This is a genomic window from Ruegeria sp. AB11, assembly GCF_056536325.1.
Genome location: NZ_JBQFJO010000001.1, coordinates 816,253 through 841,935, shown reverse-complemented (window position 1 = coordinate 841,935; position 25,683 = coordinate 816,253). Strand labels below are relative to the sequence as shown.

The 25,683-nt window shown below is 54.3% G+C and carries 25 protein-coding genes and 1 tRNA gene; 15 read left to right on the top strand and 11 right to left on the bottom strand.

Annotated features, from left to right (window positions below; translation table 11 throughout):
• Positions 1-149: 149 nt before the first annotated feature.
• The 6 genes from ACR3EJ_RS04325 to ACR3EJ_RS04300 form a co-directional block, all read right to left on the bottom strand.
• Positions 150-686 carry a GNAT family N-acetyltransferase gene (locus ACR3EJ_RS04325; RefSeq protein ID WP_480422711.1) on the bottom strand — a complete coding sequence of 179 codons (537 nt, stop codon included), beginning with the start codon at positions 684-686 and terminating at the stop codon, positions 150-152.
• On the bottom strand, positions 655-882 hold the full coding sequence (locus tag ACR3EJ_RS04320; RefSeq protein WP_480423317.1) for a YjhX family toxin: 228 nt from the start codon (positions 880-882) through the stop codon (positions 655-657). The genes ACR3EJ_RS04325 and ACR3EJ_RS04320 overlap by 32 nt, the downstream gene beginning before the upstream one ends.
• A 128-nt stretch (positions 883-1,010) precedes the next feature.
• Positions 1,011-2,780, bottom strand: coding sequence for an adenylate/guanylate cyclase domain-containing protein (locus ACR3EJ_RS04315; protein WP_170542396.1), 1,770 nt, complete (start codon positions 2,778-2,780; stop codon positions 1,011-1,013).
• A gap of 78 nt (positions 2,781-2,858) precedes the next feature.
• Entirely contained in the window at positions 2,859-3,494 is a 636-nt protein-coding gene (locus ACR3EJ_RS04310; protein WP_170542398.1) for a GNAT family N-acetyltransferase, read from the bottom strand.
• A 170-nt stretch (positions 3,495-3,664) separates the two neighbouring features.
• Positions 3,665-3,964, bottom strand: a complete 300-nt coding sequence (locus tag ACR3EJ_RS04305; protein WP_010443061.1) for a lipid-A-disaccharide synthase N-terminal domain-containing protein — start codon at positions 3,962-3,964, stop codon at positions 3,665-3,667.
• Positions 3,961-4,722, bottom strand: a complete 762-nt coding sequence (locus tag ACR3EJ_RS04300; protein ID WP_170542400.1) for a glycosyltransferase family 2 protein — start codon at positions 4,720-4,722, stop codon at positions 3,961-3,963. Before ACR3EJ_RS04300 ends, ACR3EJ_RS04305 begins: the two co-directional genes overlap by 4 nt.
• Before the next feature lie 117 nt (positions 4,723-4,839).
• Between ACR3EJ_RS04300 and ACR3EJ_RS04295 the strand changes: the two genes are divergently transcribed.
• From ACR3EJ_RS04295 to ACR3EJ_RS04275, 5 genes are all read left to right on the top strand, one after another.
• Entirely contained in the window at positions 4,840-6,330 is a 1,491-nt protein-coding gene (locus ACR3EJ_RS04295) for a glycosyltransferase family protein (RefSeq protein WP_170542402.1), read from the top strand.
• A gap of 266 nt (positions 6,331-6,596) precedes the next feature.
• Positions 6,597-6,923 carry a potassium channel family protein gene (locus ACR3EJ_RS04290; RefSeq protein ID WP_170471240.1) on the top strand — a complete coding sequence of 109 codons (327 nt, stop codon included), beginning with the start codon at positions 6,597-6,599 and terminating at the stop codon, positions 6,921-6,923.
• A gap of 179 nt (positions 6,924-7,102) precedes the next feature.
• The gene (locus ACR3EJ_RS04285) at positions 7,103-8,182 is read left to right on the top strand and encodes an AI-2E family transporter (protein ID WP_170542404.1); all 1,080 of its coding nucleotides are present in this window, start codon (positions 7,103-7,105) and stop codon (positions 8,180-8,182) included.
• Positions 8,179-9,243, top strand: coding sequence for an HlyD family secretion protein (locus tag ACR3EJ_RS04280; RefSeq protein ID WP_170542406.1), 1,065 nt, complete (start codon positions 8,179-8,181; stop codon positions 9,241-9,243). Before ACR3EJ_RS04285 ends, ACR3EJ_RS04280 begins: the two co-directional genes overlap by 4 nt.
• Positions 9,233-10,243, top strand: coding sequence for a DUF2955 domain-containing protein (locus tag ACR3EJ_RS04275; protein WP_170703433.1), 1,011 nt, complete (start codon positions 9,233-9,235; stop codon positions 10,241-10,243). Before ACR3EJ_RS04280 ends, ACR3EJ_RS04275 begins: the two co-directional genes overlap by 11 nt.
• 221 nt (positions 10,244-10,464) lie before the next feature.
• On the opposite strand, the gene ACR3EJ_RS04270 is transcribed toward ACR3EJ_RS04275, so the two are convergent.
• Positions 10,465-10,541 (bottom strand) — tRNA-Arg (locus ACR3EJ_RS04270).
• A gap of 115 nt (positions 10,542-10,656) precedes the next feature.
• Here ACR3EJ_RS04270 and ACR3EJ_RS04265 point away from each other — a divergent pair.
• Entirely contained in the window at positions 10,657-11,682 is a 1,026-nt protein-coding gene (locus ACR3EJ_RS04265) for a LacI family DNA-binding transcriptional regulator (RefSeq protein ID WP_170472081.1), read from the top strand.
• A 6-nt stretch (positions 11,683-11,688) separates the two neighbouring features.
• On the top strand, positions 11,689-12,903 hold the full coding sequence (locus tag ACR3EJ_RS04260) for a winged helix-turn-helix domain-containing protein (protein ID WP_170542410.1): 1,215 nt from the start codon (positions 11,689-11,691) through the stop codon (positions 12,901-12,903).
• An 8-nt stretch (positions 12,904-12,911) separates the two neighbouring features.
• Here the strand turns inward: ACR3EJ_RS04260 and ACR3EJ_RS04255 are convergent, their stop codons facing one another.
• Together ACR3EJ_RS04255 and hpaR are read right to left on the bottom strand one after the other, a co-directional pair.
• Positions 12,912-13,808 (bottom strand): helix-turn-helix transcriptional regulator, encoded by an 897-nt coding sequence (locus ACR3EJ_RS04255; RefSeq protein ID WP_170542412.1) that lies wholly within the window; start codon positions 13,806-13,808, stop codon positions 12,912-12,914.
• A gap of 153 nt (positions 13,809-13,961) precedes the next feature.
• Positions 13,962-14,396, bottom strand: a complete 435-nt coding sequence (hpaR, locus tag ACR3EJ_RS04250; RefSeq protein WP_170542681.1) for a homoprotocatechuate degradation operon regulator HpaR — start codon at positions 14,394-14,396, stop codon at positions 13,962-13,964.
• Between the two features lie 149 nt (positions 14,397-14,545).
• Between hpaR and ACR3EJ_RS04245 the strand changes: the two genes are divergently transcribed.
• A complete protein-coding gene (locus ACR3EJ_RS04245) occupies positions 14,546-15,955 on the top strand; it encodes a pyridoxal phosphate-dependent decarboxylase family protein (RefSeq protein WP_170542414.1) in 1,410 nt (469 codons plus the stop codon).
• Here ACR3EJ_RS04245 and ACR3EJ_RS04240 read toward each other — a convergent pair.
• A complete protein-coding gene (locus tag ACR3EJ_RS04240) occupies positions 15,952-17,094 on the bottom strand; it encodes a DUF3095 domain-containing protein (RefSeq protein ID WP_170542416.1) in 1,143 nt (380 codons plus the stop codon). The genes ACR3EJ_RS04245 and ACR3EJ_RS04240 overlap by 4 nt on opposite strands.
• A gap of 146 nt (positions 17,095-17,240) precedes the next feature.
• On the opposite strand from ACR3EJ_RS04240, the gene ACR3EJ_RS04235 reads away from it, so the two are divergent.
• The 7 genes from ACR3EJ_RS04235 (at position 17,241) to ACR3EJ_RS04205 (ending at position 24,344) form a co-directional block, all read left to right on the top strand.
• On the top strand, positions 17,241-18,413 hold the full coding sequence (locus ACR3EJ_RS04235) for an MFS transporter (RefSeq protein ID WP_170542418.1): 1,173 nt from the start codon (positions 17,241-17,243) through the stop codon (positions 18,411-18,413).
• A gap of 15 nt (positions 18,414-18,428) precedes the next feature.
• The gene (locus ACR3EJ_RS04230; protein WP_260023546.1) at positions 18,429-18,560 is read left to right on the top strand and encodes a hypothetical protein; all 132 of its coding nucleotides are present in this window, start codon (positions 18,429-18,431) and stop codon (positions 18,558-18,560) included.
• A gap of 12 nt (positions 18,561-18,572) precedes the next feature.
• Positions 18,573-18,698, top strand: coding sequence for a hypothetical protein (locus ACR3EJ_RS04225; RefSeq protein ID WP_260023547.1), 126 nt, complete (start codon positions 18,573-18,575; stop codon positions 18,696-18,698).
• On the top strand, positions 18,695-18,961 hold the full coding sequence (locus ACR3EJ_RS04220; protein ID WP_480423314.1) for a glycosyltransferase: 267 nt from the start codon (positions 18,695-18,697) through the stop codon (positions 18,959-18,961). Before ACR3EJ_RS04225 ends, ACR3EJ_RS04220 begins: the two co-directional genes overlap by 4 nt.
• A 124-nt stretch (positions 18,962-19,085) precedes the next feature.
• Positions 19,086-20,108 carry an aspartate-semialdehyde dehydrogenase gene (locus ACR3EJ_RS04215; RefSeq protein WP_170542420.1) on the top strand — a complete coding sequence of 341 codons (1,023 nt, stop codon included), beginning with the start codon at positions 19,086-19,088 and terminating at the stop codon, positions 20,106-20,108.
• A 321-nt stretch (positions 20,109-20,429) separates the two neighbouring features.
• Positions 20,430-22,652 carry a HEAT repeat domain-containing protein gene (locus ACR3EJ_RS04210; RefSeq protein ID WP_170542422.1) on the top strand — a complete coding sequence of 741 codons (2,223 nt, stop codon included), beginning with the start codon at positions 20,430-20,432 and terminating at the stop codon, positions 22,650-22,652.
• Positions 22,653-22,868: 216 nt separating this feature from the next.
• A complete protein-coding gene (locus tag ACR3EJ_RS04205; protein WP_170542424.1) occupies positions 22,869-24,344 on the top strand; it encodes an NAD-dependent succinate-semialdehyde dehydrogenase in 1,476 nt (491 codons plus the stop codon).
• A 58-nt stretch (positions 24,345-24,402) separates the two neighbouring features.
• On the opposite strand, the gene ACR3EJ_RS04200 is transcribed toward ACR3EJ_RS04205, so the two are convergent.
• Positions 24,403-25,608: an MFS transporter gene (locus tag ACR3EJ_RS04200; RefSeq protein ID WP_170542426.1), complete on the bottom strand. Its 1,206-nt coding sequence runs from the start codon at positions 25,606-25,608 to the stop codon at positions 24,403-24,405.
• Between the last annotated feature and the right edge of the window lie 75 nt (positions 25,609-25,683).

Genomic DNA, 25,683 nt, shown 5'->3' with positions numbered 1-25,683 from the left:
AGCGCGGTTGGATTAAGCCTGATATGAAAAGTGTTGCTGGCCACATACGTGCAGGTGTGTGGGCTGCAGCAACTTTATGTCAGCATTGAACCCAATCCAGGCTTTGTCGCACCGCCCTATTTCTGCATGGGGCGAAGCTTCGAGACTTATTACTCAATGAAAAACGCGGGATGGTAAGTTACCGCGCCGTCAGGTTGCTTTCCTTTTAAGACTTGCTGCATGAAATACTCGGGCGGCACACCTTCAAATCGAAGCCTGTCATCTCGTACAAACCCGAAACGCGGATAATAATCCGGGTGCCCCATAACTACGCATCCATTTGCATCCAGAGCGCGGAGCTTCCGCAGCCCATCTTGGATAAGAGCGCCACCAATTCCTTTGCCCTGGTGGTCAGGATGGACGGATACTGGACCCAGGCCATACCAATTCATGTCTTTGCCATTAATCAGGACCGGGGAAAATGCAGCGTGACCTAACAGCTCCCCATCTTCCTCAGCGACCAATGACAAGGTGAGAGCGGAAGCTTCGCGCAGGCCATCGACTATAGCAGCTTCCGTGCCTGAACTGTGCTCTGCTGTAGCAAATGCTGCCTCGGTTACAGCCTGAATGAGCGCAATGTCAGCGCCTGTTTCGTTACGTATTATCATAACATCATCATGCTGTTCTGTTGTTTGGCTGTCGCCCAACAGAGCGGCGACCGATAGCCGTTATGCTGTTAGAGCCGGAGTTTCGCGACACGGTCAAGCGCTTACGGCGCAGTTTACCAATGATGTCGAGTGTGCAGTCGGAGAGCAGGGATCTGTCAAGCATATTGCACACAACATGCACTATTTTTCCATTGGGATTGCGTTCGTGGCGGATTGTTCCGCCTTGAGCCAACATGTGCAGGACGCTTTGTTCAGTTATTGATATATTCATGGTTACCTGCGGAAACTTCTAATTGTGCGTGGTTGCATCGGACACCGCGCCGGATGAAAGGCGGCGGCGCAGGACGCATCCGTTCTTGCCTCTCAGAATCCAGCCTTTTTCAAACCTTCGACAAAATGCTGCGTATCGTCGGACAGGCGGTCTGGTTGAACCTTGGCCCAGTGCGAGAGTGAGAAATTTGGATGCGCCGCGCGATGTTTGTCAGCGATCTGGCGGGCCATGTCCAATTCGCCTTTATGCGCATAGCTGGCGGCCAGCACCCGCTGCCCTTCGGTCGGGTTGTTCATCTTGTTCACGCACGAGATCACGTCGTCATAGCGCTTGAGATTGTAATAGGCTCCGCCCAGATGCCAAAGGTATTGATCAGGGAAATACGGGTTCAGACGCATTGCCTGTTGCAGATGCTTGATCGCAGTATCGTTATCTCCCCAATGGGCCAGTGCGTCTGCGTAGTCCGAGTGCATATCCGCGTCATTGGGGTTCAGCTGCAGGGCGCGCTTGTAGGATTCGATCGCGGAATCGAACTCTTTTCGATAAAGCTGTACATAACCCAGCTCTCCAAACCCGCGTGCATCGGTCGGGTCGAGTTCCACGGCGCGTTGGGCCAACGATAGTGCCTTGTCGAGTGCGCTGTTTGGGTCTTCAGTCCACGAATAGCGCCAATCAATGTTCAACGTACGCGACAGGGCTGCTGCAGCCCGCGCATAGCCGCCGTCACGCTCAAGAGCGGATTCATAGCAATGCTGCGCCTTGCGGTTATCGTTGCGTGTGTACTTGAAGATATGATGCTGCCCCTGAAGGACAGACCCATAGGCCTGCAAGTCTGACGGGATCGCCTGTACCATGCGCTGTTTTTCATGCGACTCGATCATCACTGCGGTGGCTGCAACAATGCATTCAGTCACTTCATCCAGAATATCGAATATATCGTCGAGCTTGCGGTCAAACCTCTCGCCCCAAATGGTGCGTTCAGTGTTGGCGTCAATCAGCTCGGCCGTGATCCGGATTCTGCTGGATGATCGGCGCACGCTGCCGCGCGCGATGTAGCGCACGTTTAGGCGCCGGGCAGCTTCTTGAGGCGACATTGACTGGGTTTTGAAGAAGAAGGACGAGTTTCGGGCGATGATGAACAGGTTCCGGAACTTGGACAGGTTCATGATGATGTCATCGGTTAGCCCTTCGGCGACCCAGTTATCATCTTCCTCACCACCCTGACTGGCAAACGGCAATACCGCAACCGAGGGGATATCGGGCCGTTCGAGCACTTCCAACTGCATCTCAGGACGCAAGGTGGCGGCCATTGTCGCTCCTTCGACCTCGGTTCGAACACAGTATGTCGCGACCGGAGACATGATGTTCTTGAGCTGTTTGGGGCCAAGGAATTCATAACCATAACGCAGCCGGTTGCGGATCTGCTCATAAACGGCCGCACTAACATAAACCCGCTCGGGCTCGGCAATCTCTTGCAGGCGGGCGGCGATGTTGACGTTGTCGCCGTGGATGCCACGTTCATCCATCAAAACCTCGCCCAAATGAACGCCCGCACGGAATTTGATGTGCTGGCCGTCCGGCCGCGTCAGATTATGCTCGGCCGCAATTCGATGCAGTTCGATGCTGAATTCAACCGCGCTGGTGGCCGTATCAAACAATGCAAGAATGCCGTCGCCGCGCACTTCAATGATTTTGCCCTGATATTTCGAGCAAGTCTCTTCGAGCTGGAACAAAAGAGATTTCAACGCGTTATACGTATCCATCTCGTTCTCACTCATCAGGCGGGAATAGCCGACAACATCGGCAAACAGCACCGCCCCGAGCTTTTGTCTGATTGAAGTGTCCGAACCGGTCGTATTCACTGGGTGCACTCAACTGCGTGGTCTCGTCGAATCCGACAAGAGCGTTTTAAAAATATACCAAGCAAAATTCGCATCATTTCAAGTAACAGAACCGCATTCAGGCGGCCAGGACATGCCTGTTGACCCAAAACTGACCACCGTTTCCCGGCCCAGTTCCTGTGCCAACACGTTCCGACGCTCAGCCCAGTCCTGTTGCAACATACCGACGACCACCATGTCGTGAAACTGCCCGTCCGCGAACCAAGCCTGCCGCATCGTGCCTTCGATCTGGCAACCCAATCGACTGATCAGATCGCGGCTGCCGTGATTGTCGGCCCGATAATAAGAAGTTATCCGGTTAAGTCCTAATTGCTGAAAGGCAAAATCTAACATCAATGCAACAGCTCGCACCGCCACGCCCCGGCGCCGCAATGACTTTTCTACAAAAACCGGAACAACCGCATCCCGATTGAAGGGTGAAATCGATTCGAGACCAACCACGCCGACCGCATCTCGATCATCATTTTCAATCACAAACCAACATTTTTCCTCTCTGCTAGAAATGCCAACAGCGCCTTCCCAAGAGTGTTCGGTTTGCGTCAGATTTTGCGGAATTCGCGTGGTTCTGTCGAACAGAGCTAGGTCTTGAACATCCTGAAACCAGCGGGCCACGATCTCAAGATCAGCCTTTTCCAGAGGGCGCAGCTTGAACTGCCGGTGTGAGGTATCGGGCAAAGGAAACGACTCCTGAAACAAAATGAAAAAATCTATGCGTGCGATACTAGCACAAATATCCCAGAAACAAGAAAGGGTTATTCACACAAGCCTGACGTCGGCTGCGACCCGCTGAACGGGGCAACCAGTCAAGTCCGAAGAATGTTTGAATAGTGCGAGCGAAGACCTAATCAGCGCTTCTCGGCCCGGATCAGGAAGATGTTGCGTAGGTAGATCGACAAACCCATCGACTGGCCCAGAATAAACACTGGATCACGGCGATAGATCGCATAGCTGAGAAGTATCAGCCCGCCGCCAATCGAAAGGTACCAGAAGGCCATCGGTATGACCGATTTCTTCGCGCGTTCTGATGTAATCCACTGAACGATGAAACGAGCGCTGAACATCAATTGACCAGCCAGACCAATGAATACCCAAAGGGCCTCGGTCGGGCTGTCGACGTGCAGGATTTCCAGAATGGTTTCTTTCACGACCGGTTTGCCTCGGTTGCTGAAACAGATTTGGCGCGGCGGGTCAGCCAGACAACGCCGAACAAATCCCAAATGCCAACCATGGCCCGCCCGAAATTGGTGTATTTTGACTCACCGGTCATGCGCTGCTGATGCGCCACATCAACCAGTGCAACATTCCATCCGTAGGCTTTGAACAGCGCTGGCAGGTATCGATGCATATGGTTGAAAAACGGTAGATCAAGGAACGCCTGCGTTCTGAACGCCTTGAATCCGCAACCCGTATCGCGGGTACCGTCTTTCAGCATCCAGCCCCTCAAGGCATTCGCAAATCGCGAGGCGAGCTTTTTTGATGCGGTATCTTTCCGACCGACCCGTTGCCCCGCCACAATACCGACCTGCGCATCATCGTCAGAAACCAGCGGCGCCCAGATCTTGGGCAGTTCTTCCGGCGGGTTCTGTCCATCGCCATCCAGAGTGCAACAGATATCGGCGCGCGCGGCCTTGACGCCAGAATGGACAGCGGCACTTTGCCCGCCTGCCGTTTTATGCCGTAGGATGCGCAACTGCGTGCATTCTTTCTGCATCTCCTGCAGCGCCGCAAAGGTACCATCGGTCGAACCATCATCAACCGCGATGATCTCGAACGCAGGAAGATCAGAAGCGGCGTCGCAGATCCCCTGAATCAATCCAGCAGCGGCCCCTTGCTCGTTATGCATGGGAATCACAATCGAAACTGTGGGTCGATTATCAGCATTTTCCTTAGGTTCGGTCGACATCGCAATCAAAGCTTCTTGGATACAGTCACCGGGGTTTGTGATTGATCAGGCCCCGAAATTCAAGTACTCGCCTAGTCCAAAACACATCATATTACAACAAGTCAGAGGATAACCAGAGTGGTCCAAAATTCGGGCATCGAACATTTGCAGACCCACAAATGGCTACCCTATGCAATAACAGGCATCACCATCGCATTGTTGTGGTGCTGGTACATGTCCGGGTTGGGGCAAGATGGCCTGTCAAAGATTGATGAATTTTTTACTTATGACCGCAGCCTGGGTTTCATCCGCAACAATGACTGGCTTACCGTATATTCTCAGAATGAGCCCAGCCTAAAAAAACCACCCCTTCAATATTGGATGACAGCGGCATTGATCGAGCAGGGAATGTCGCACATGCTGGCCCTGCATCTGCCTTCGATGCTGTTTGCGCTTGGGTCGCTGATCGCAACGGCTTTGCTCGCCCGAATTATGGTTCCCGATCAACCTTGGCTGATGTTGCCTGCGGTGTTGCTTGTGTCCAGTTCAAAAAACTTCTGGGGACATGCGACATCGGCCATGCTGGATAGCGGGGCAATGCTTTTTTCCACCTTGGGGGTGGTCACGATGCTTGCCGCGTTCGAGCGTCCAAAGTTGTGGCCATGGTTCGGGGTCACTGTGTTTCTGGCTGGATTGCAGAAAAGTCCGACCCCACTCGCATTTTTGGCTCTGGCGCTCCTGACACTTGCTCTAACCCGGCGCTGGCAGGATCAACCCGTAAGCGAGATTCTAAGAAACAAAACCTTCCAGTGGACCATGGCGGCCTGTTTACTGCTGGCATTTCTATGGCCGTTGTTCCAGTACCTGCGCCTTGGTTTTGGTGCCGAGTTTCAGGGCAGTGTGCGGGATGAAATGCTACACCGGTTTGCGCCCACCGTGTCAGATCGAAGTCTAAAGAAGCTGTCAGAAATCATCCTGGGTAATGCACCAGTCTTAAGGTTTGCGGGTTTCTTAGGCCTTTGCGCCCTGCCCTTCGCACTCGGCCGACCACGGCTGCTTGCCCCTGCCGGGATCGCAGTGTTCTTTTTCCTGGCAATGTGGATGGCATCGGGAAAGGTCTATGATCGCTATACTTTGTTGATATTGCCGATGTTGATGGTGGGCGCAGCTGGGGGCATCTTGCTGATCTCAAAACGGCTTTGGGTGCGGGCCTTACTGCTTGCTGTGTTGTGTTTTTCCGAGCAGGGTCCGATCAAACGTACGGTTGATTATAGTCATCCCAACACCGCAGAACAGTTCGGAATAGACCTGCAGGATCTGCTTTCGCCGTTGCAGTCAACCCATCAGCCAGATGAAACACTTGTTGTATGCGGTTTCAAAAACAGACACCGGTTGCCCTTGGGTGCCGCCTCAGTATACGCGTCACCCGACCGACGGTTCGTGTATATGAGGCACTCTGATTTACCGGGCTACCTCAAAAGATTTGGCTATACTTCCGGTCCTTTGAGAGGGGTTTGCCGAGCCCAAGAACTTAACCAATTCTCAGATGAGCTTTCCGGATTGGATCGACAATCTGTTGAAGGCACAGATTTTGTCTATTGGACGGCACGCGGTTTGCACCTTGATTGATGACAAGCCCGTTCGCTCGCAAACAAGCTCTGTGCAGTGGCATGCGGGCAAAGCTCTTCGGAATGGAAGTGTTTCCCATCCCTAAGATCGGTAAGGTGTTTATTCCAAACGAGCATCATCGCCAGAGCGGTGACAACCTTAAAACCCTGTTTGTTTTTTGGCAGTTATGGAACATTCCGTGAAATTAGCGGCATGTTCATCGGCTTTGTTTCTTCCGAAAATCCTCAATTCTGATACAAATGCAATTATTCGAAAGTGAGATCGCAATGAATGCACTAACCAGAATATCGCGAGGGATCGGTGTCGCCTTCAAGGACGGCAGAGTAAAGGGACTTTTGGCCTTTACGGCCGGTATGATCCTTTGGGCATCGGTGTTTTATCATTATGTCGAAGGCTGGAGCTGGCTCGATTCCATCTATTTTTCTGTCGTGACGATTTCGACTGTGGGATTTGGTGACTTTTCTCCGGAAACCGCAGCGGGGAAGATCTTTACGATGATCTACATCATCGTCGGCCTGGGGATATTTGTGACCACGGCAACCACTGTGGCGGATACCATTTTGTCCCAGAACGATGAGAAATCAGAAAAATAAACCTCGTAAGGTTCGACCCACAAAAAGTCATGCGCAATCGCTTTATTGCCAGAACAGCTAAAGCCTTAATCCGGATCCATCTGTGTCTTCAGGCCACTGTGAGATCTTTGGCAGTTAATAAATATACATATCAGCTTTTTTGAGTGTAATGTTGGGACAACCAATAGTGGAGGGATAGAATGGAAAAGACCCAAGACGCCAGAATTGTCGATCTGGCAATACGATTGCTTTTTCTCGGATTATTCCTCTACAGCGCTTTGGTTATGATTGCCCCACTCGCAAGTGTGGTTATCTGGGCAACGATACTCTGCGTCGCGCTCTATCCGGTTTTTGATTGGCTGCAATCCAAGTTGGGCGGGCGGAAGAAGATTGCCGCGACAATTCTCGTTCTGGCGGGCCTGGTTTTGACCTTGGGACCCGTCGCAACAGCTGTTTCTGGCGCTGCAGAACTTGGGTCTGAATTTGCGCAACAAGCGGACAAAGGCGAATTAAAGATCCCACCGGCACCCGAAGGCCTTAAAGAACTACCGTTGGTCGGAGGCAAAATTGCCGAGGTCTGGGGATTGTTTGAGCGGAATCTGGATGGAGCGCTCGCCAAATATGGTGCGCAAATCCTTGAGATTACAAAGTCTCTATTTGGAAAAGTACTGGGGATCGGGATCGGGCTTCTTGGACTGGCGCTGTCTGTACTGATTATGGGAGCCTTGTTCAGCCCAGGACCAAGTCTGGTTCAGGGCCTTCAGCGCTTTGCCAATCGTGTGTTTGCGCCGCGCGGCGGCGAATTCATTACACTGGCGGGTGCAACGATCCGCAATGTAACCAAAGGCGTGATTGGCGTCGCGGCCATTCAGGCAGTCGTCGTTTGGATATTGCTGGTGCTGTTCGGGATATCTTCGGCCGCCACCTTGGCGTTCGTTTGCCTGATACTCTCGATTATCCAAATCGGGCCCGGCTTGGTTCTCTTACCGGTGATCATCTACGCCTGGAGTTCCATGTCCGGAGGGGCCGCCCTGATCTTTACCATTTTGGCCATACCAGTAACCATTATGGACAGCTTCCTGAGACCTGTGTTCATCTCAAAAGGCCTTGAAACTCCCATGCTGGTGATCCTCATCGGTGTTCTTGGTGGCATGATGGCCTATGGCTTGATCGGCATATTCATGGGGCCTGTTCTTTTTGCTGTTTTCTATGAATTGTTCAAAGTCTGGATCGATGCCAGCCCCGACGCCGAAAGCGCGGCAAACGGAGACGCAAAATGAGAAAGACAATTTGGACAACTCTGGCTGTCATAATTGTTTTTCTGGTCTGGTATCTCGTTGCTGACCGAAAAACGCCATTTACCGGGAATGCCCGAGTAAAAGCAATTGCGACACAGATCGTTCCACAGGTCACCGGTACTGTCACCGAAGTTCTTGTCGAAAACGGTCAGGTCGTATCAGCCGGTGATGTTCTGGTTCGAATTGACCCAAGGCCTTACGAAATTGATCGCGACAAGGCCGAGGCTGATCTTGAATCAGCCACGCAGGAAGTGGGTGCATCCTCGGCAGAGGTGAGCGCTGCACAAGCCAAGCTGGCAAGGGCACAAAGCGACCTCGACACGATGCGCATTCAGACCGAGCGTGTTTTTGCGCTTGAAAAGAAAGGGTTGATTGCGATTTCAAAGGCCGATGACGCGCGTGGGCAACTGGCAGAATCCGAGGCAAATTTTGAAAACGCCAAAGCGGATCTGGAAAAAGCCAAACAGCGATTGGGCGACGACGGAATTGACAACCCGAAAATCCAGCGCGCATTGGCTGCCTTGGCGGATGCAGAGCTTAATCTCGAGTGGACAGAACTACGCGCTCCAGCGACAGGCGTCATATCCAATTTGTTGATCGCACCCGGAACATATGCGCGATCTGGTCAGGACCTATTGACGTTTCTGGATGCAACAGACGTTTGGATCGAAGCGTATTTTACCGAAAACAACCTTGGTCGGGCTTCGGTAGGATCACCTGTCGATGTGGTACTGGACATGCATCCCGGCCAGATTGTTCCAGGCGTGATCGAGAGCTTCAGCGCAGCAGTCTCCCTGAGCGGTGGGGATGAGCCCGGCCAGTTGGCCAGCCCGCCCAGCACCAAAGGATTTCTTCGTGAGCCTGAACGCTTTCCAGTCCGGATCGTATTGCCTGGCTACGAAGCCGCGAATGCCGAAGACGACTTGCGCTTCCAGCTTAATGGGCAGGCCGACGTTATCATGTATCTGAGCGAAAACTCTCTGCTGAACGTGGTAGGTCGGACCTATATCCGTTTGGTATCAATCCTGTCCTATGCGTACTGAGGATCGAAATTCGGTCGTACGCCTGGCACTCGGCGTCACCGGGGTATTCTCCTTGGGCTTATTTCTGGGGTGGCCACTTGCGGTGGTAGGAGCGGTCTTCACCGCGCTGTTTCTTCAGGCACCCGCTGCTTTGCCCTTAGCAGCATTTGCAAAGCTCTTTGTCTTCTCGATCGGGCTAATGTTCATTTCATTCCTGCTGTCGTCAGTCTTCGCCCCATATCCCTTGGTGTTTCTGATTCTAGTTGCCATTGGTATCATCCTGTCATTCATGTGGTCCGTTTCTGGCGCAGGCGTCCTGCCTGGTGTCATAGCCCTCATGGGTGCATTGATGATCCCAAACCTTGTTCTGCAGTCACAGGATCTGGCTTTGGTGCTTGTATTTTGGATACCGTTGAACCTGCTGTTTGCAGGTTTCATATCAACGCTGATGTTTGTGTTGATACCCGCTGCCCCCCCCACAGCGGCTCAGAAAAAGACCAATACTTCGCCTGACTTTGACCCGCATCGCCGGATCGCCAGAATGTCGCTTGTCACGGTTCCGTTCGCGATGGCGTTTTTTGTGTCCGGCGCTTCAGCCCTGTTGGTCATATTCTTTGTCGCGCTTCTTAGCCAACAACTTGCAGCCATGCCGTCGATGGGCAAAACGGTGGCCAAAGCCATGCTAACGGCTAATCTCCTCGGGGCGGCGGTTTCAATCATCTGCTATGAAATAAACGTAATAGCTCCGGTTATTCTTACCCCAATATTGTTGGGTTTTTTCATTTGCCTGACACTCGGAGCGCTTGGCAAATCGCAGGTCCCGCTCGCCGCTGCTGCAGGTTCGGCATTAACAACGGTTCTGATCGTTTACGGTGGTTCGATCGCTCCGTTTTCCGATGAGGCTGACGTCAAGAGCATCACAAGAGTATTGCAGGTCGCCAGCGCGGCCATTTTCGTGATCATCGCATATGTCGTGGTCGATGAGTTTTGGCCAGAACAAGAGCGCCGTGCAGCTCAATAGAGTGTGTTGCAAAAGTGCTTTGATCTAAAACCAGTGGCGTCGCCAACTTAAACCTTCTGCTCTGTTCACTTGGCCTGAAAACCGTTCAGGTCGGTCGGTTTGCGGTGACTTAAGTACTCATAGGTCGTCGCGGAAGCTAAACCGGTTCTTCGATGTGTGTCACAATTCGGGGTACAGGAAGCATCTAACTGATAGAAAGCGCAGTATTTGTATGAATAGTCTGGCGACCCCGGCAGGATTCGAACCTGCAACCTGCCCCTTAGGAGGGGGCTGCTCTATCCAGTTGAGCCACGGGGCCGCGTTTCGCTTTCTGTAACCGGGTTTATTCGGATTGTCATCGGCTTTGCACAACAGTTGAACAGATCACCCTGTTCACGCTACCATCGCGGAAACAAACAATGCAGGTATCCCCGGTGACAATAGAAACAAAACGCCCGCTTACCCTTCGTGATGTTTCGGAAGCGTCCGGAGTGTCGGAGATGACAGTCAGCCGGGTGCTACGCAATCGCGGAGATGTATCGGACGCCACCCGTACCCGCGTTCTGGCAGCTGCGAAGGAATTGGGATATGTGCCCAACAAGATCGCCGGTGCCTTGGCATCAAGCCGCGTGAACCTTGTGGCAGTGATCATTCCATCGCTGTCGAACATGGTTTTCCCCGAGGTTCTGACAGGCATCAATCAGGTACTGGAAGATACTGAACTTCAGCCGGTGGTCGGTGTCACGGACTATCTACCTGAAAAGGAAGAAAAGGTGCTGTACGAGATGCTCTCGTGGCGGCCTTCGGGCGTGATCATTGCCGGACTGGAACATACTGAAGCCGCCCGCGCCATGCTGGATTCGGCAGGCATTCCGGTGGTCGAGATCATGGATACTGATGGCAAGCCCGTCGATGCCATGGTAGGAATCTCACACCGCCGCGCTGGGCGCGAGATGGCACAGGCGATCCTGAAGGCTGGATATGAGCATATCGGTTTCATGGGTACCAAGATGCCGTTGGATCACCGTGCCCGCAAACGGTTTGAAGGCTTTACCGAAGTGCTCGGCAAGCACGGGATCGAGATCGAAGATCGCGAGTTTTACTCGGGCGGTTCAGCGCTGGCCAAAGGCCGAGAGATGACGCAAGCCATGTTGGAACGTTCGCCTGAGTTGGATTTTCTGTATTATTCCAACGACATGATCGGTGCAGGCGGGCTACTGTATCTACTGGATCAGGGGATAGAAGTGCCGGGTCAGATTGGCCTCGCCGGGTTCAACAACGTCGAGCTGTTACAAGGATTACCGCGTAAGCTGGCGACGATGGATGCCTGCCGAACCGAGATCGGGCGTACCGCTGCAGAAATCATCGCGGCAAAGCTGGCCGATCCAGAGTCAGAGGTTGATACCCGTGTCACCTTGACCCCTAAGATCAGCTTTGGTGACACGCTAAAACGACGCTAGGATCCCATGACCCTGCAACGCCTGAACAACCGCCAAGCGCGGACAATGTTCATGGATCGCCACGCGTTGCTGGAGCAGCCGGCAGGCGGTTCTAAAGGTGAGGATCTGTTGCGATTGATCCACCGCCTGGGGTTTGTGCAGCTCGACAGCATCAACACGGTCGCACGCGCCCATGATATGATCCTGTATGCGCGGCGACCAAGCTATCGCCCGCGCAACCTCAAGCGACTTTACGAGCGTGATCGGGCGCTGTTCGAACACTGGACCCATGACGCTGCCGTTATTCCGATGGATTTCTATCGCCATTGGCACCTGCGGTTCCTTCGCGATGCCGACATGCTGAAAGCCCGATGGAAGAATTGGCGACGTGATGGCTTTGAACAGAGATTCGAAACTGTTCTTCAGCACATTCGCGATCATGGTCCCGTCGGATCATCCGATGTGGGCAAGGATGAAAAAAAGGGGTCTGGTGGTTGGTGGGATTGGCATCCGTCAAAAACAGCGCTGGAATACCTTTGGCGATCCGGGGCGCTGACTGTAATCGGTCGTGAGGGGTTTCAGAAACGCTATGATCTGACGGAGCGGGTTATCGACACCCAACTTTGCCCCGGCAGCATCGCGTGCGACGTAGATGCAACCGTGGATTGGCTTTGTAACGCGGCACTCGACCGGCTGGGCTTTGCCACGTCAGGAGAGCTGGCGGCATTTTGGGATACCGTCAGCGCCAGCGAGGCAAAGGCGTGGTGTGATCAGGCTCTGACAAAGGGGAAAATCACAGAAATATTCGTAGAGTGTGCGGATGGAAATGACCGCAAAGTCTTTGCACGGCCCGAAATATGCGAACAGGTGGCAGCGCTGCCAGAAGCACCCGGTCGGATCAGGGTTCTTAGTCCTTTTGATCCCATGCTGCGCGATCGTAAACGCGCGGAACGCCTATTTGGGTTTCATTATCGCATCGAAGTGTTCGTTCCCGAGCCCAAGCGCATTTACGGATACTACGTCTTCCCCTTGATGGAGGGGAACCGCATGATCGGCCGTATCGACATGAAGGCACACCGTAATCACGGCAATCTGCATGTTCGGGCAATGTGGCCCGAGCAATCCGTCCGCTGGTCCGATGCAAGAACCCGACGGCTGGAGGCAGAACTTGACCGGGTTCGACGATTCGCTGATCTAGACACCATAGAATTCGCTAGAAACTGGCTGAAAGACCCTAAATAGAGCCTGTATTACCTCAAGAACCCATGTTCTTCGACAAGCTCCATCAGATCTCTGATCGACTCATTCTCGGTCCGCCCGGATGTATCCAGCTGAGCGTTCGCACGCCCGTACAATGCCTCGCGACTGGCGAGTATGCACTTGAGCTGCTCCATTGCTTTTGGATTTCCTGCCATGGGACGTTCGTCGCCTTGCGCGCGCACCCTTTCCATATGCTCGGTGGGTGTGGCCCGAAGCCAGACGGTGTGAAACCGGCTCAGCAATGTCGTATAGGTCGAAGGCTCTGAAACGATCCCACCAGCGACGGCAAGAACCATTCGATCATCGGCGGCAATGACCCGGTCCAACGCTTGCGCTTCGAGGTTGCGATATCCCTCTTGCCCGTAGAAGGCCATGACTTCAGCCAATGGCATCCCCGACATTTCTTCGATCTGAGCCGTCAGTTCCACAAAGGGCAGCTTAAGCGCAGCGCCTAGTAGAGCACCCAACGTTGATTTCCCCGCGCCACGTAAACCGATAAGACAAACCCGCTGTGCCCGAGCATTCTCAGCAGGATCGGGACACAGTGCCCTCATGACGTTGTCTTTGACGTCATCGCTGGCCTGCCGGAACAGTTCGAGCATCTGCAAATCATCCGAATCCCAGGGATCTTCTTCGCCGATCAGCCATTCGGCTTTGTAATCCAGAGCCTGCGCAATCCGATGCAGTACTCCGATCGAGATATTGCCCTCACCAGCTTCGAGTTGTGCCAGATACCGGGGCGAAACACCCGAGCTTTCCGATAAAACCCGGCGCGGAATGCCGCGCATTTGCCTGGCCTTCCGCACACGCGCTCCAACGCGCTCGCTCAAATCCTGCGTGGCGAATTCTTTAGGCTGTGCCGGTTTTTGCGGCTTGGGCCCATCCATCTTTGTCAGACCGTTTGTTCCAAGTGACCTTCAAGCTACGACGCTAGAACGACGCGGGCAATCGATATTGTACAAGCTCAGGAACCGGTGCAGGAGTTGCTGCCCCAAAAACAAACAAACAACCATTGTTTAGAGTCTATCCAGCTTGAGTAATTAGCTTTTCAATTCGTGTAGTTCGCTCAAAAGATTCAGCAGTGTTTCGTGTTGCTGAGCCCCCATTAATTCGCGCGTTTGTGCCGCCAACCGCAACATTTCCGGCAAGTTGGCGTGAATGATCTGCATTCCTTCTTTGGTGATTTCGACGATCTGGCGACGACGATCTTTTTCGACGGCCTGCCGTTTGATCAACTTTTTATCTTCCAGCTTTTTCAGAATCCGAGTCAGGCTGGGAAGCAACAAACAAGCGCGTTCTGAGATCTGCGTGGGTTCTTGCGGACCTTCTTCTTGCAAGACGCGCAGAACGCGCCATTGTTGCTCAGTTACCCCTGCGTCAGCTAAAACACCACGTATCGGCCCCATCACCCTTTCGCGCGCACGCAACAAGGCAATCGGCAGTGATCGAGACGTCAACGGCAAACTATTCGTCATGGTTAATTTTGACGCGACTCCCTTTGTTTCGCAATAGATTGCTAAGTTCACGCAAACTTGCAGGGCTGGATTTTAATTAACTTGTTCATTAATGGTGAGTCGAAGTGATTATTCAGCAGGCAGATCAGATTAGCCGCAAGGAGACCGCAATGAATTGGGACGAATTTTCCGTATGGGGCAAAAAAATCGCTGATTGGACACAAGATTATCACCTGACCGTTGGCGACAAGCCCGTTCGTGCAAGAACTGAGCCTGGCGATATTCTGAACGCCCTACCCGCCCATCCGCCCGAGCATGGTGAAGCAATCGAGAGTATTTTTCGCGATTTTGAACAGATCGTGATGCCCGGTATCACCCATTGGCAGCACCCCCGATTCTTCGCCTATTTCAACTCGAACGCGTCTGCGCCGTCGGTGCTGGCTGAATTCCTGGCCAGTGCCATCGCGCCGCAATGTATGCTGTGGCAGACCTCTCCCGCCGCGACCGAAATGGAAACGCGGATGATGGATTGGCTGCGCGAGGCGCTGGACCTGCCTGAAGGATTTGCCGGGGTCATACAGGATTCCGCCTCTTCGGCGACGCTAGCGGCTGTGTTGACCATGCGCGAAAAGGCAATGAACTGGCAGGGAAACAGCCAGGGTCTTTTTGGCCAAAAGCCACTGCGTGTTTATTGCTCGTCCGAAGTACATACCTCAATCGACCGCGCCATTTGGGTTTCGGGGATCGGACAAGACAATCTTGTGCGCATTCCTGTTCAAGGTGATTGGCGTGGGATGGATCCAAACGCGCTTGAAGCAGCGATTCAGTCTGATTTAGACTCTGATTTACAGCCGGCTGGTGTGATCCTTTGCGTTGGTGGAACAGGAACCGGGGCGACTGATCCGGTGGATCGCTGCCTTGAGATCGCACGTAAATACGGGCTCTATTCGCATGTCGACGCGGCCTGGGCCGGCTCTGCAATGATCTGTCCCGAATATCGCAATTACTGGCCGGGCATCGAACAGGCTGACAGCATCGTCTTCAATCCGCATAAATGGCTAGGTGTCCAGTTCGATTGCTGCGCACATTTCTTGAAGAACCCCGATGATTTGGTCCGCACGTTAGCGATCAGCCCAGAGTACCTAAAAACCCATGGGAAAGACGGAATCATCAACTACTCGGAATGGTCGGTGCCACTGGGCCGTCGGTTCAGGGCATTGAAGCTGTGGTTTGTCATCCGAACCTACGGGCTAGTGGGGCTGCGTGAACGGCTGCGCAATCATGTCAACTGGTCGGTCGCGCTGCATGATCAACTGGCAGCTGAGCCGGACTTTCGGATCGTCACACCGCCAATGTGGTCGCTGTGGACCTTCCGATATGAGCCGCAGGGCGCCACCGACCTGGACGACCTGAACTTGCGACTGGTGAACGCGATTAATGATGACGGGCGGATTTATCTGACCCAGACCCGTGTGGACGGTGATTTGGTCATCCGCTTTCAGGCCGGGCAGTTCGAAACCACTGAGAGCGATGTATTGATGGCATATGACGTGATTACAGAAATCGCACGCAGTCTTTAGGCCCGCATCACAGCTGCGGCCTGCGCGTAGCCGCCTGAGGCACCATCAACAAAGTGCACATGGTCATCGCTCATCGCAGAGGGCACAAAGCAGGTCATCATGGCCTCTTTCTGAGCATGCAGGCCGTATCGGATCTTGCCGCGCGCCTGGGCGTCTTCCAGCATCCGGGTGATCTGCTCCAACGTGGATGGGTCACAATCCAATGTCATTTTCAATCCGTCATCAAATTTGCGAAAATCCGCGTTGCGGCTGACCATTTCTTTATAGTGATTGGGTTCGAACTGGCCCAATCTCATACCGGTTTTGAACAGAAGACCGATCAGCATATTTTCGATCATCAGCCGTAACTTCTGAACCAGCAGATTGCGCCCAGCGCGTGAGACATGGGCATCGATATCAATACCTGGCGGAGGAAAGCTCATCGGCGGTCCCTTTTGGGGAACCGGATGACCGGCCCGATCCAACCCTTCGGCGATCGATAAAACGGATTGGCTCAAAGCCGCGAAATCGGCCTCGCTAGACTCTAATGTTGGCTGAATGACCAGAGATACTATCTGACCGTGGCGGGCCTGACTGTTGGACCAGCGGCAAGACAGGCCCGTCAAGTCGGGCTGCGCGTCAGGTCCAGCCGGTGGAATGGTGAGGTTCCTGGATTTCATCTGCGCCTCGGCCCAGGCCAATCCACCGCCTGTAAACATCGCATAGTCAACACCAGTAGAGGGCGCATAGCGGGCAACACGCAGATCGCGCCCAGCTGCTCGGATGTCAGCCACCGAAACCAGCCCTGCGCGTAGAGTGATGGCAAATTCTGTTTCGGCCCAACTCTGCAAAGCTGCCAACGTTTCGCGCGCGATCTTGGCATCTTCGCCCGGCACTGCAAAGCCGGCCCCATCGCCGCCAAAGACATAAGGAAATACACGACCTCCCAGCGCGTTGATCATGCCTGAAATAATCGCAGCACCAACCATGTTGACGGTTTTGTAACGGCCACGCGCGATCTCTCCGGTCGAGTCCACGATATCCGCGACTCCCAAAACCCACGTATCAGGCAAAGGTGTAAACTGCACCGGATCGCTCAGTCGCAGGAAGCTGTCTGAAATAGGGACTGAGTCATAAAATAAAGAGTCGGAAGGGGGCATAACACTCTCTGAAATTCCCAAAACTGCTTTCAAGATAGCCCAAATGTGAAGGATGTCTGCCCCTTTCGCACCACCCCGAGCGCTTGTGCAGACCTGCACAACGTGCAAAGCATCTCGGTAGGGCATACGGGCAATAGAGGCGACAGATGCAGACAGGCTTGATAGTTTTATGTCTGGCTTACGTCCTCAGCCAGTTTTTTCGCGCCTTCCTGGCCGTGCTGACTACCGATCTGGGCAGAGACATCGGGGCCACGCCCGAAGACCTGGCATTTGCGTCGGGGCTTTGGTTTTTGGTTTTTGCCGCAATGCAAATCCCGGTGGGCTGGGCTCTGGATCGTGTCGGCCCAAGGCGCAGCTCTGCGATGCTGTTGCTGATTGGCGGCGCAGGCGGGGCTGGCCTGTTCGCCATCGCAACCACTCCGTTTCATGTTGCGCTGGCCATGGCGCTGATCGGGGTTGGCTGTTCACCTGTCCTGATGGCGTCTTATTATATCTTTGCCAGAGAGTTTCCACCTGCCAAGTTCGCCACCCTCGCCGCAGTAATGCTGGGCGTTGGGTCAGTCGGCAATCTGGTGGCCTCTTACCCAACGGCTTTGGCGGTTGAGCTTATGGGGTGGCGAGCGACTTTGGGTGGTTTGGCGATCATTTCAGGCGGGGTGGCTGCAGGGATCTGGCTGACGGTGCATGATCCCAATAAGGTCGAAACCGAACACAAAGGATCGGTTCTGGACCTGCTGAAAGAGCCCGCCCTCTGGACCATCCTGCCACTTATGCTGGTGGCATATGCGCCCTCTGCGGCGTTGCGCGGTCTCTGGGCAGGGCCTTATCTGCGCGATGTATTTGACCTCAGCACTACTCAGATCGGGCAGGCAACGCTGATCATGGGTGCCGCGATGATTGCGGGCACCTTTGCCTATGGGCCTTTGGACCGCATCCTTAAGACCCGCAAATGGGTGATCTTCGGTGGCAACGCCCTGGGCGCAGCCACTTTAGGACTGCTGTGCCTTTGGATCGACGGGGGCGTCTGGCTCTCGGTCTTGCTGCTTGCGGTCATCGGCTTTCTGGGCGCCAGTTTTCCGGTCATCATGGCGCATGGTCGCGCCTTCATTCCAGCGCATCTGGTCGGGCGTGGTGTTACCCTGCTGAACCTCTTCGGCATCGGCGGTGTCGGGTTAGCACAATTTGCCACCGGGCGCATCCATGCGGCCAGCGCCACGATCAGCCCCTCGGCGCCCTATACCGCGATCTTCGGCTTTTTCGCCGCCACCCTTGCCATTGGCTGCGTGATCTATCTATTCAGTCGGGACAACGTGGACTAAAACCGGAGCCCACCCGTGCGGGACATCGAAGTGGTTGCGCTCAAATTGAAACTTTCCCCGTCAGGTGTGACGACTACGGTTATCCGGCTGCTGCCGATAGGTGAAAAGATGATCGGCATCCGCACCACCAAAGCGTTCGAAGCCTAACAGAAACAAAAATTGCAGGACGCCGGGCTTGGAGACCGCGTTCATTTTCTGGGCGAACACGCCTGGGATGAGATTGTCGAGACCTATCGCGCGCTCGATCTGTTCGTGGCCCCGCGCGGCACGAAGGATTCGACCTGACCTCGCTTGAGGCGATGGCCTCGGGCGTTCCCGCCATCGCCTGCCATGGGGTCGGTGCGTTCAGCGCGCAGATCAAAGATGACGAAACCGGGCGACTGGTCGAAAGAGATATTGCTGAGGCGCTGCCCGATGCGCCGGAAGATATGCTGCATGACCGCGCCGCATTAACCACCGCGGGACACGCCGCGTGCACCCATGTCGAACAGAATTTCGAATCGAAGGCGAAGCGCAGGCAATTGTCGAGGTTTGTCGATCCTTGCTGAAACAACCTTGAACGGTACTGAACTGTGTCAAATCGGTGTGACGGGGTGAAATAAGCCGAAACGCCTCTTTTTTCTTTGCCGCAACGCGGCTATGAACGCGCGTCCTTAACTTTGGAGACATGAAATGGGCTATCGCGTCGTAGTCGTCGGCGCCACGGGTAACGTGGGCCGCGAAATGCTGAACATTCTGGCAGAACGCCAGTTCCCCGTCGATGAACTTGCTGCCCTGGCAAGCCGTCGTTCGCTGGGGACTGAGGTGACATTTGGCGACAAGACACTCACTACCAAAGATCTGGACACGTTCGATTTCACCGGTTGGGACATGGCACTGTTTGCCGTGGGTTCCGAGGCCACCAAAGTCTACGCCCCCAAGGCGGCGGCGGCTGGCTGCGTGGTGATCGATAACTCGTCGCTCTATCGCTATGACCCGGAGATCCCGCTGATCGTGCCGGAATGTAACCCCGAAGCGATCCACGACTATAAGAACAAGAACATTATCGCCAACCCCAACTGCTCGACTGCGCAGATGGTGGTCGCGCTGAAGCCGCTGCATGACCGTGCCAAGATCAAGCGCGTGGTTGTCTCGACCTATCAGTCGGTTTCGGGCGCCGGTAAGGAAGGCATGGATGAGCTTTGGGATCAGACCAAGGCCATCTACAACCCGACCACCGAGGTTGAACCGAAGAAATTCCAGAAGCAAATCGCCTTCAACGTAATTCCGCAGATCGACGCCTTCATGGAAGACGGCTCGACCAAGGAAGAGTGGAAGATGGTTGTCGAGACCAAAAAGATCGTCGACCCGTCGATCAAGGTCACCGCAACCTGCGTCCGCGTTCCGGTCTTTGTTGGCCACTCTGAGGCCGTAAATATCGAGTTTGAGGAATTCCTGGACGAAGACGAAGCCCGCGACATCCTACGCGAAGCGCCGGGCATCATGGTGATCGACAAGCGTGAAGCGGGCGGCTACGTCTCGCCCATCGAATGCGCGGGTGACTTCGCCACCTTCATCAGCCGTATCCGCCAGGACTCGACCATCGAGAACGGTCTTAACCTGTGGTGCGTGTCCGACAATCTGCGCAAAGGCGCAGCGTTGAACGCAGTTCAGATTGCAGAATTGCTGGGCCGTGAGGTTCTGAAAAAGGGCTGAGGCTGCACAATTTCGAAAGTCGATTAAACCCCGCTGCGCCGTCAGCGGGTTTTTTCTTTTTTGAGGACAAATGGGGCGTCAGCCCGCAGGACTGCCGACGCCCGTTGCTGATAAAAACCCGCAACGACCATCGATCGATTGGCGGGCAGAGTTGACGTTCAGTTTATCACTTCTTGGACGGCATCTATTGCCCAAATTCAACGGCCTGAGACCTTCATCTCAATCCAAATAGCTGGCGCGCAGCATTCAAATGTCAGCGCAAAATGCTCTGCCGTGAAAACCATTTCCCAGAAAAATGCCCAAATGATAGGCTGAGAAATTATGGAAAGCCGACCAAATCGTCGATTAGCAGCTATTTTAGCCGCCGATATCGCAGGCTATTCAAGACTGATCGGTTTGGATGAAGAAGGCACCATAGACAAGCTGCGTTTGATCCGTGCCGAAGTCATCGAGCCATTGGTCTCAGGGCATTCGGGGCGCATTGCGAACACGGCGGGTGACAGCTTTCTGATCGAATTCCATAGCGCTGTCGATGCGGTGCGTGCGGCGGTCGAGATACAATCGGAACTTTCAAAAAGAAACTCAGATATCGAACCTGACCGCGCCATCGTTTTTCGGATCGGATTGAATGTCGGTGATGTGGTCTCGAACGCGAATGACATATTGGGCGACGGCGTCAACGTGGCCGCGCGGCTTGAGGCATTGGCGGAACCGGGTGGAATTATCGCGTCGCAGTCGATCGTTGAATATGCCCGCAACAAGGTTCCTTTCAGTTTTGCGTCAATTGGTCCGCAATCAGTCAAGAACATCGCAGAACCGGTTGAGGCTTTCTTAATAGAAACTGATGCGGCACCATTTCTTTCAAAGCCGAATGCGACGAATGCGCCACGGTTTCTTAAGTTGGCTGCGGTTATGGCTGTGCTGATATTCATGGGGTATTTCGGGGCAATGACCTGGAAAAAGGGGCAACTGCGCGCTTCAGAAGCGCAATTGGCCTACCCGCTACCAGACTTGCCATCAATTGCCGTGCTTCCGTTGACAAATTTTACCAGCGACCCGTCCAACAAGATGCTGATCGACGGCGTTTCTGAGGACCTGATTACGGATTTATCCCGCATTTCCGGTTTATTTGTCATCGCGGGAAATACCTCTTTCGCTTTTCAGGACAGCGACATTGATGTTCCAGGCTTTGCCGAAAAACTGGGTGTTCGTTACGTCGTCGATGGAAGTCTTAGACGCACCGACGAAGGTTTTCGGGTCAATATCCGCCTGACCGACACGGTAAACGGTAGATTGATTTGGGCCGAACGTTTCGATGGTGAAATTGACGAGATTTTTGACCTGCAAAACAACATTGTGCTGGCGATTGCGCAAGAGCTTGATGTTCCTCTCGATTCTCAAAGTCGAATCGCAATCGAAAACGTAGAAACGGAAACCATCGAAGCACGCGAAGCATTCCAGCGCGGTTGGGAGCTTTATTCGCGTTTCAATGAACGCGACAATCTGGCTGCAATTCCGCATTTCGAACGCGCAGTCGAATTGGACCCTGATTATGGGCGTGCCTGGGCGACTCTTGCTCTGGCACATTTACGACCGCACATTTTCCACCATTGGACCGGCTTCGCAGGCGCTGACGAACAGATGCATATTGGTCTGTTCTATAAGTACTTCCGCGAACTGACGGAGCAGGACACCTCATTGATCCACGTCGTCCGGGCGATAGTCAGTCTCAACCTTCCGGATTGGGACAGTGCCCAGGGCGTAAGTCGGGGAACGGATGAAGCCAGGCAAGAGGCTGCAAAAGCCATTGCCCTGCAGCCCAGCGATCCAGAGGCGCATTTGACAATGGGATGGGCCCTGATTGCGGGCGGTGAACCTGAGGAAGGACTGGCCTTTGTACAGGCTGCAATGCGTCTCGACCCTGCGTATCCTAGCCACTACGCGTTGTTTGAAGGTGCAGCGCTTTTTGCAATGGATGATCTGAACGGCGCAGAGGCGGCCATATTGCATGAACTGGATCGGAACCCTCAGGCAATTGAATTGATGCCATTTGCGGCCTCGGTTTTGGCCTTAAATGGCGATCGGAGCTCTGCGCGGGCAATGATCGATCAATGGCAGAAGGGAAAGCATGAGCGGGTTCTGAACGAAGTTGTTCGCGAGTACTTCTTTATCGTGCGCTGGATTGGCGCGCAGCAGTATTTGAACAATCGCTTGAAAAAAGGCCTTCGATTGGCCGCGCTTGCACCGAGTACAACGATAGCAAGCCTCAAAGCCGATTTGTCACGCGGGGATGCCAAGGAACAGCGTGAAGCAGCTCAAAGATTGGCGCTGTTTGGTGCCAAAGCAGCACCAGCAGTTCCTGAGTTGATCAAGCTGCTCGACAGCCCGTCGGTTTTTGTCAGAAAAGAAGCAGCCATTGCTTTGGGAGAAATTGGAGAAAGTGCCTCATCTGCGTTGCCCGCATTGGAAGCAAGCGTTGACAAATCCTTGTCGGGGAGTTTCGCTGCCCGAGCCATTGAACAGATACGCGGATACTCACAATAGTGGCGACCTTGATCTCTGCCCGGAGACAGGACCCAAACACAGAAATGGTGAGATTGTGTATACGAAAGCCATGAGGCGTGGATTGATCCTGCTGACATGTGGCGTATATGGGAACGTAATCCGATTCCTCGCACCACTAACGGTACAGGACAAAATCTTCGCCAAGGCCATGTAAATCCTCGAAGCCTCGGTCGACGCTACTAAAGGAGCCTGATCATGCTGGACACCAAAGTGACGAAACTGGAGCTGAAGGATCCCAGCCTTCTGGAAACCCGCGCCTATATCAACGGCGCATGGGTTGAGGGTGAGGCGACCTTTCCGGTTCACAACCCTGCCACCGGCGATCTGATCGCCAATGTGACGGATATCGACATCGAAGGCACCAGGCAGACCATTGATGTTGCTTATACTGCGAAAAAGGAATGGGCCGCGCAAACCGGTAAGGAACGCGGCGCGATCCTGCGCAAGTGGTTCGATCTGATGGTCGAAAACGCTGATGATCTGGCGACCATCCTGACCGCTGAGATGGGAAAACCCTGGGCTGAAGCGCGCGGAGAAATTCTGTATGGCGCGTCCTTCATCGAGTGGTTCGCGGAAGAGGCAAAGCGTATCTACGGCGACGTGATCCCCGGCCACCAGCGTGACAAGCGCATCGTTGTGCTAAAGCAGCCCGTGGGCGTGGTGGGATCGATCACACCGTGGAACTTCCCCAACGCGATGATCGCGCGCAAGGTCGGCCCGGCGCTGGCCGTGGGTTGTACGTTTGTGGCACGTCCTGCAACGCTTACACCGCTTTCAGCGCTGGCGATGGCAGTACTGGGCGAACGTGCGGGTATCCCGGCGGGCGTGCTGAACGTGATCCCCGGTACCGATAGCTCGGGTGTGGGCAATGAGCTGTGCACCAACGACAAGGTTGCCAAGATCACCTTTACCGGCTCGACCCGTGTAGGTCAGATCCTGATGCGTCAGGCGGCAGGCACCATCAAGAAGATGTCGCTAGAACTGGGCGGCAACGCGCCATTCATCGTGTTCGACGACGCCGATGTAGATGCGGCTGTGGACGGCGCGATGATCGCCAAGTTCCGCAACAACGGTCAGACCTGCGTCTGCGCCAACCGGATTTATGTGCAGGCAGGTGTCTACGACGAATTCGCTGCCAAGCTGGCCGAGAAAACCAAAGATCTGAATGTGGGCAATGGCTTTGGCGACGGCATCACCACAGGCCCGCTGATCAACGACGCAGCGGTCGCCAAGGTCGAAGAGCACATCTCGGACGCGGTATCCAAAGGCGCGACGGTCACGATGGGGGGCAAACGCTCGGATCTGGGCGGGACGTTCTTTGAACCCACCGTTCTGACCGGCGTAACCCGCGACATGGTGGTCGCGAAGGATGAAACATTCGGCCCCGTTGCCCCTCTGTTCAAGTTCGAAGAGGAAGACGACGTCATTGCCATGGCCAATGACAGTGAGTTCGGCCTGGCATCGTATTTCTACAGCCGCGATCTGGCGCGGGTCTGGCGCGTTGCCGAGGCGCTTGAATCGGGCATGGTAGGCGTTAATACCGGCCTGATCTCGACCGAAGTTGCACCGTTTGGCGGTGTCAAGCAGTCCGGTCTGGGCCGCGAGGGTTCGAAATACGGAACCGAAGATTTCCTAGAGATGAAGTATCTCTGTATGGGTGAAATCCAGTAAGCGCATTCAAGTCGTCGAAAGCCAACGCACTCGCGGGTCGCTGCGGGTGCGTTTTTTTTCAGACTGAAGCGTGCCCGCGCAAACGAACCACCAAAGGCATCATCGCCAACACCAAAACGGCCGAGAAAAAGAAGGGTGCGCCCGGAAGGTAGACGCCTTCAGCATCGACTGAAGCCTGAAACAGACCGGTCATCACCAGGGGCGACAGGACAGCAGCAACAGATGATAGCGACGCGATAACCCCCTGCACCACACCCTGACGGTCTTCGTCGGCCTGGTTCGAGGCCATTGCCGTCATCAATGCGGGCACAAGATCAGACAAGGCGGCCAGCAAAAGAAAGACCACAAGGGCGGTGATCGTCGCTGTGAAACCAAATCCGATCATTCCAATCAGCGCGGACATCATCCCCAGCATCAAAGTGCGGTAATCGCCAATCCACTTGATGAAAAGGGGCATCAATCCTCCCTGCACAATCGCCAGCAACACGCCGTAAGCAGCAAGCGACAACCCAATGTAGAGTGTCGGCCAGTCGAAAACTTCACGCGTCCAGAACGCCCAAAGGGTCGGGTAGACCATGTTGGCAAATTCAAAGATGAAAATGCACAGCAGCGGTATCGCCAGCCCTGGAAACCGGAAAGCGTCAAAGATCGATTTGAACGGATTCAGATCGCGCTTGCCAAAAGGGCGGCGTTTTTCGGGTGTCAGGCTTTCGGGCAATACAAACACACCGAACAGGGCGTTCGCGGCGGATAAAACCGCAGCGATCCAGAACGGCGCGGTGATACTGATCTCGGCTGCAATGCCTCCGATGGCTGGCCCAAGTACAAACCCGATCCCGAAGGCCGCTCCAATCAGACCGAAATTTGCAGCCTTTTCAGTGGGCGAGGATATGTCGGCAATGTAAGCCGTCGCGGTGATGTAGGTTGCCCCGGCCAAACCTGCGAGCGTGCGCCCGAGAAGAAGCAACCAGAAGCTGTCAGCCAATGCCATGATCACGTAATCCAGCGCGAGCATGACCAAGGCGGCTATAAGGATCGGCCTGCGCCCGATGGCGTCCGAAATGCTGCCTACAATGGGGCCGCACAGGAACAGCGCTCCGGCATAGGCCGCCATCAGCAGCCCGCCCCAAAAAGCGCCCTGCCCGGTGTCCCCAGCACCAACGCGATCCATCAGGTCGGGCATGATGGGGAACACGATGCCGATACCGATGGCGTCGATCATCAGCGTGATCAGAATGAAGGTTATGGCTCTGCTTTTGAACATATCGCCCTATCGGACGGGTACGCGGCTAAAGCAAGAGGAAAGGGCAGAACTTTTCACTTGTCGGGCAACCGTTTT

Coding starts and splice junctions, on each gene's coding strand:
- ACR3EJ_RS04205 (WP_170542424.1), top strand. CDS start 22,869: ATGCTGGACACCAAAGTGACGAAACTGGAGCTGAAGGATCCCAGCCTT.
- ACR3EJ_RS04285 (WP_170542404.1), top strand. CDS start 7,103: ATGGAAAAGACCCAAGACGCCAGAATTGTCGATCTGGCAATACGATTG.
- ACR3EJ_RS04300 (WP_170542400.1), bottom strand. CDS start 4,722: ATGTCGACCGAACCTAAGGAAAATGCTGATAATCGACCCACAGTTTCG.
- ACR3EJ_RS04240 (WP_170542416.1), bottom strand. CDS start 17,094: ATGCCCCCTTCCGACTCTTTATTTTATGACTCAGTCCCTATTTCAGAC.
- ACR3EJ_RS04235 (WP_170542418.1), top strand. CDS start 17,241: ATGCAGACAGGCTTGATAGTTTTATGTCTGGCTTACGTCCTCAGCCAG.
- ACR3EJ_RS04215 (WP_170542420.1), top strand. CDS start 19,086: ATGGGCTATCGCGTCGTAGTCGTCGGCGCCACGGGTAACGTGGGCCGC.
- ACR3EJ_RS04320 (WP_480423317.1), bottom strand. CDS start 882: ATGTTGGCTCAAGGCGGAACAATCCGCCACGAACGCAATCCCAATGGA.
- ACR3EJ_RS04245 (WP_170542414.1), top strand. CDS start 14,546: ATGAATTGGGACGAATTTTCCGTATGGGGCAAAAAAATCGCTGATTGG.
- ACR3EJ_RS04255 (WP_170542412.1), bottom strand. CDS start 13,808: ATGGATGGGCCCAAGCCGCAAAAACCGGCACAGCCTAAAGAATTCGCC.
- ACR3EJ_RS04200 (WP_170542426.1), bottom strand. CDS start 25,608: ATGTTCAAAAGCAGAGCCATAACCTTCATTCTGATCACGCTGATGATC.
- ACR3EJ_RS04275 (WP_170703433.1), top strand. CDS start 9,233: ATGCGTACTGAGGATCGAAATTCGGTCGTACGCCTGGCACTCGGCGTC.
- ACR3EJ_RS04280 (WP_170542406.1), top strand. CDS start 8,179: ATGAGAAAGACAATTTGGACAACTCTGGCTGTCATAATTGTTTTTCTG.
- hpaR (WP_170542681.1), bottom strand. CDS start 14,396: ATGACGAATAGTTTGCCGTTGACGTCTCGATCACTGCCGATTGCCTTG.
- ACR3EJ_RS04260 (WP_170542410.1), top strand. CDS start 11,689: ATGACCCTGCAACGCCTGAACAACCGCCAAGCGCGGACAATGTTCATG.
- ACR3EJ_RS04290 (WP_170471240.1), top strand. CDS start 6,597: ATGAATGCACTAACCAGAATATCGCGAGGGATCGGTGTCGCCTTCAAG.
- ACR3EJ_RS04210 (WP_170542422.1), top strand. CDS start 20,430: ATGGAAAGCCGACCAAATCGTCGATTAGCAGCTATTTTAGCCGCCGAT.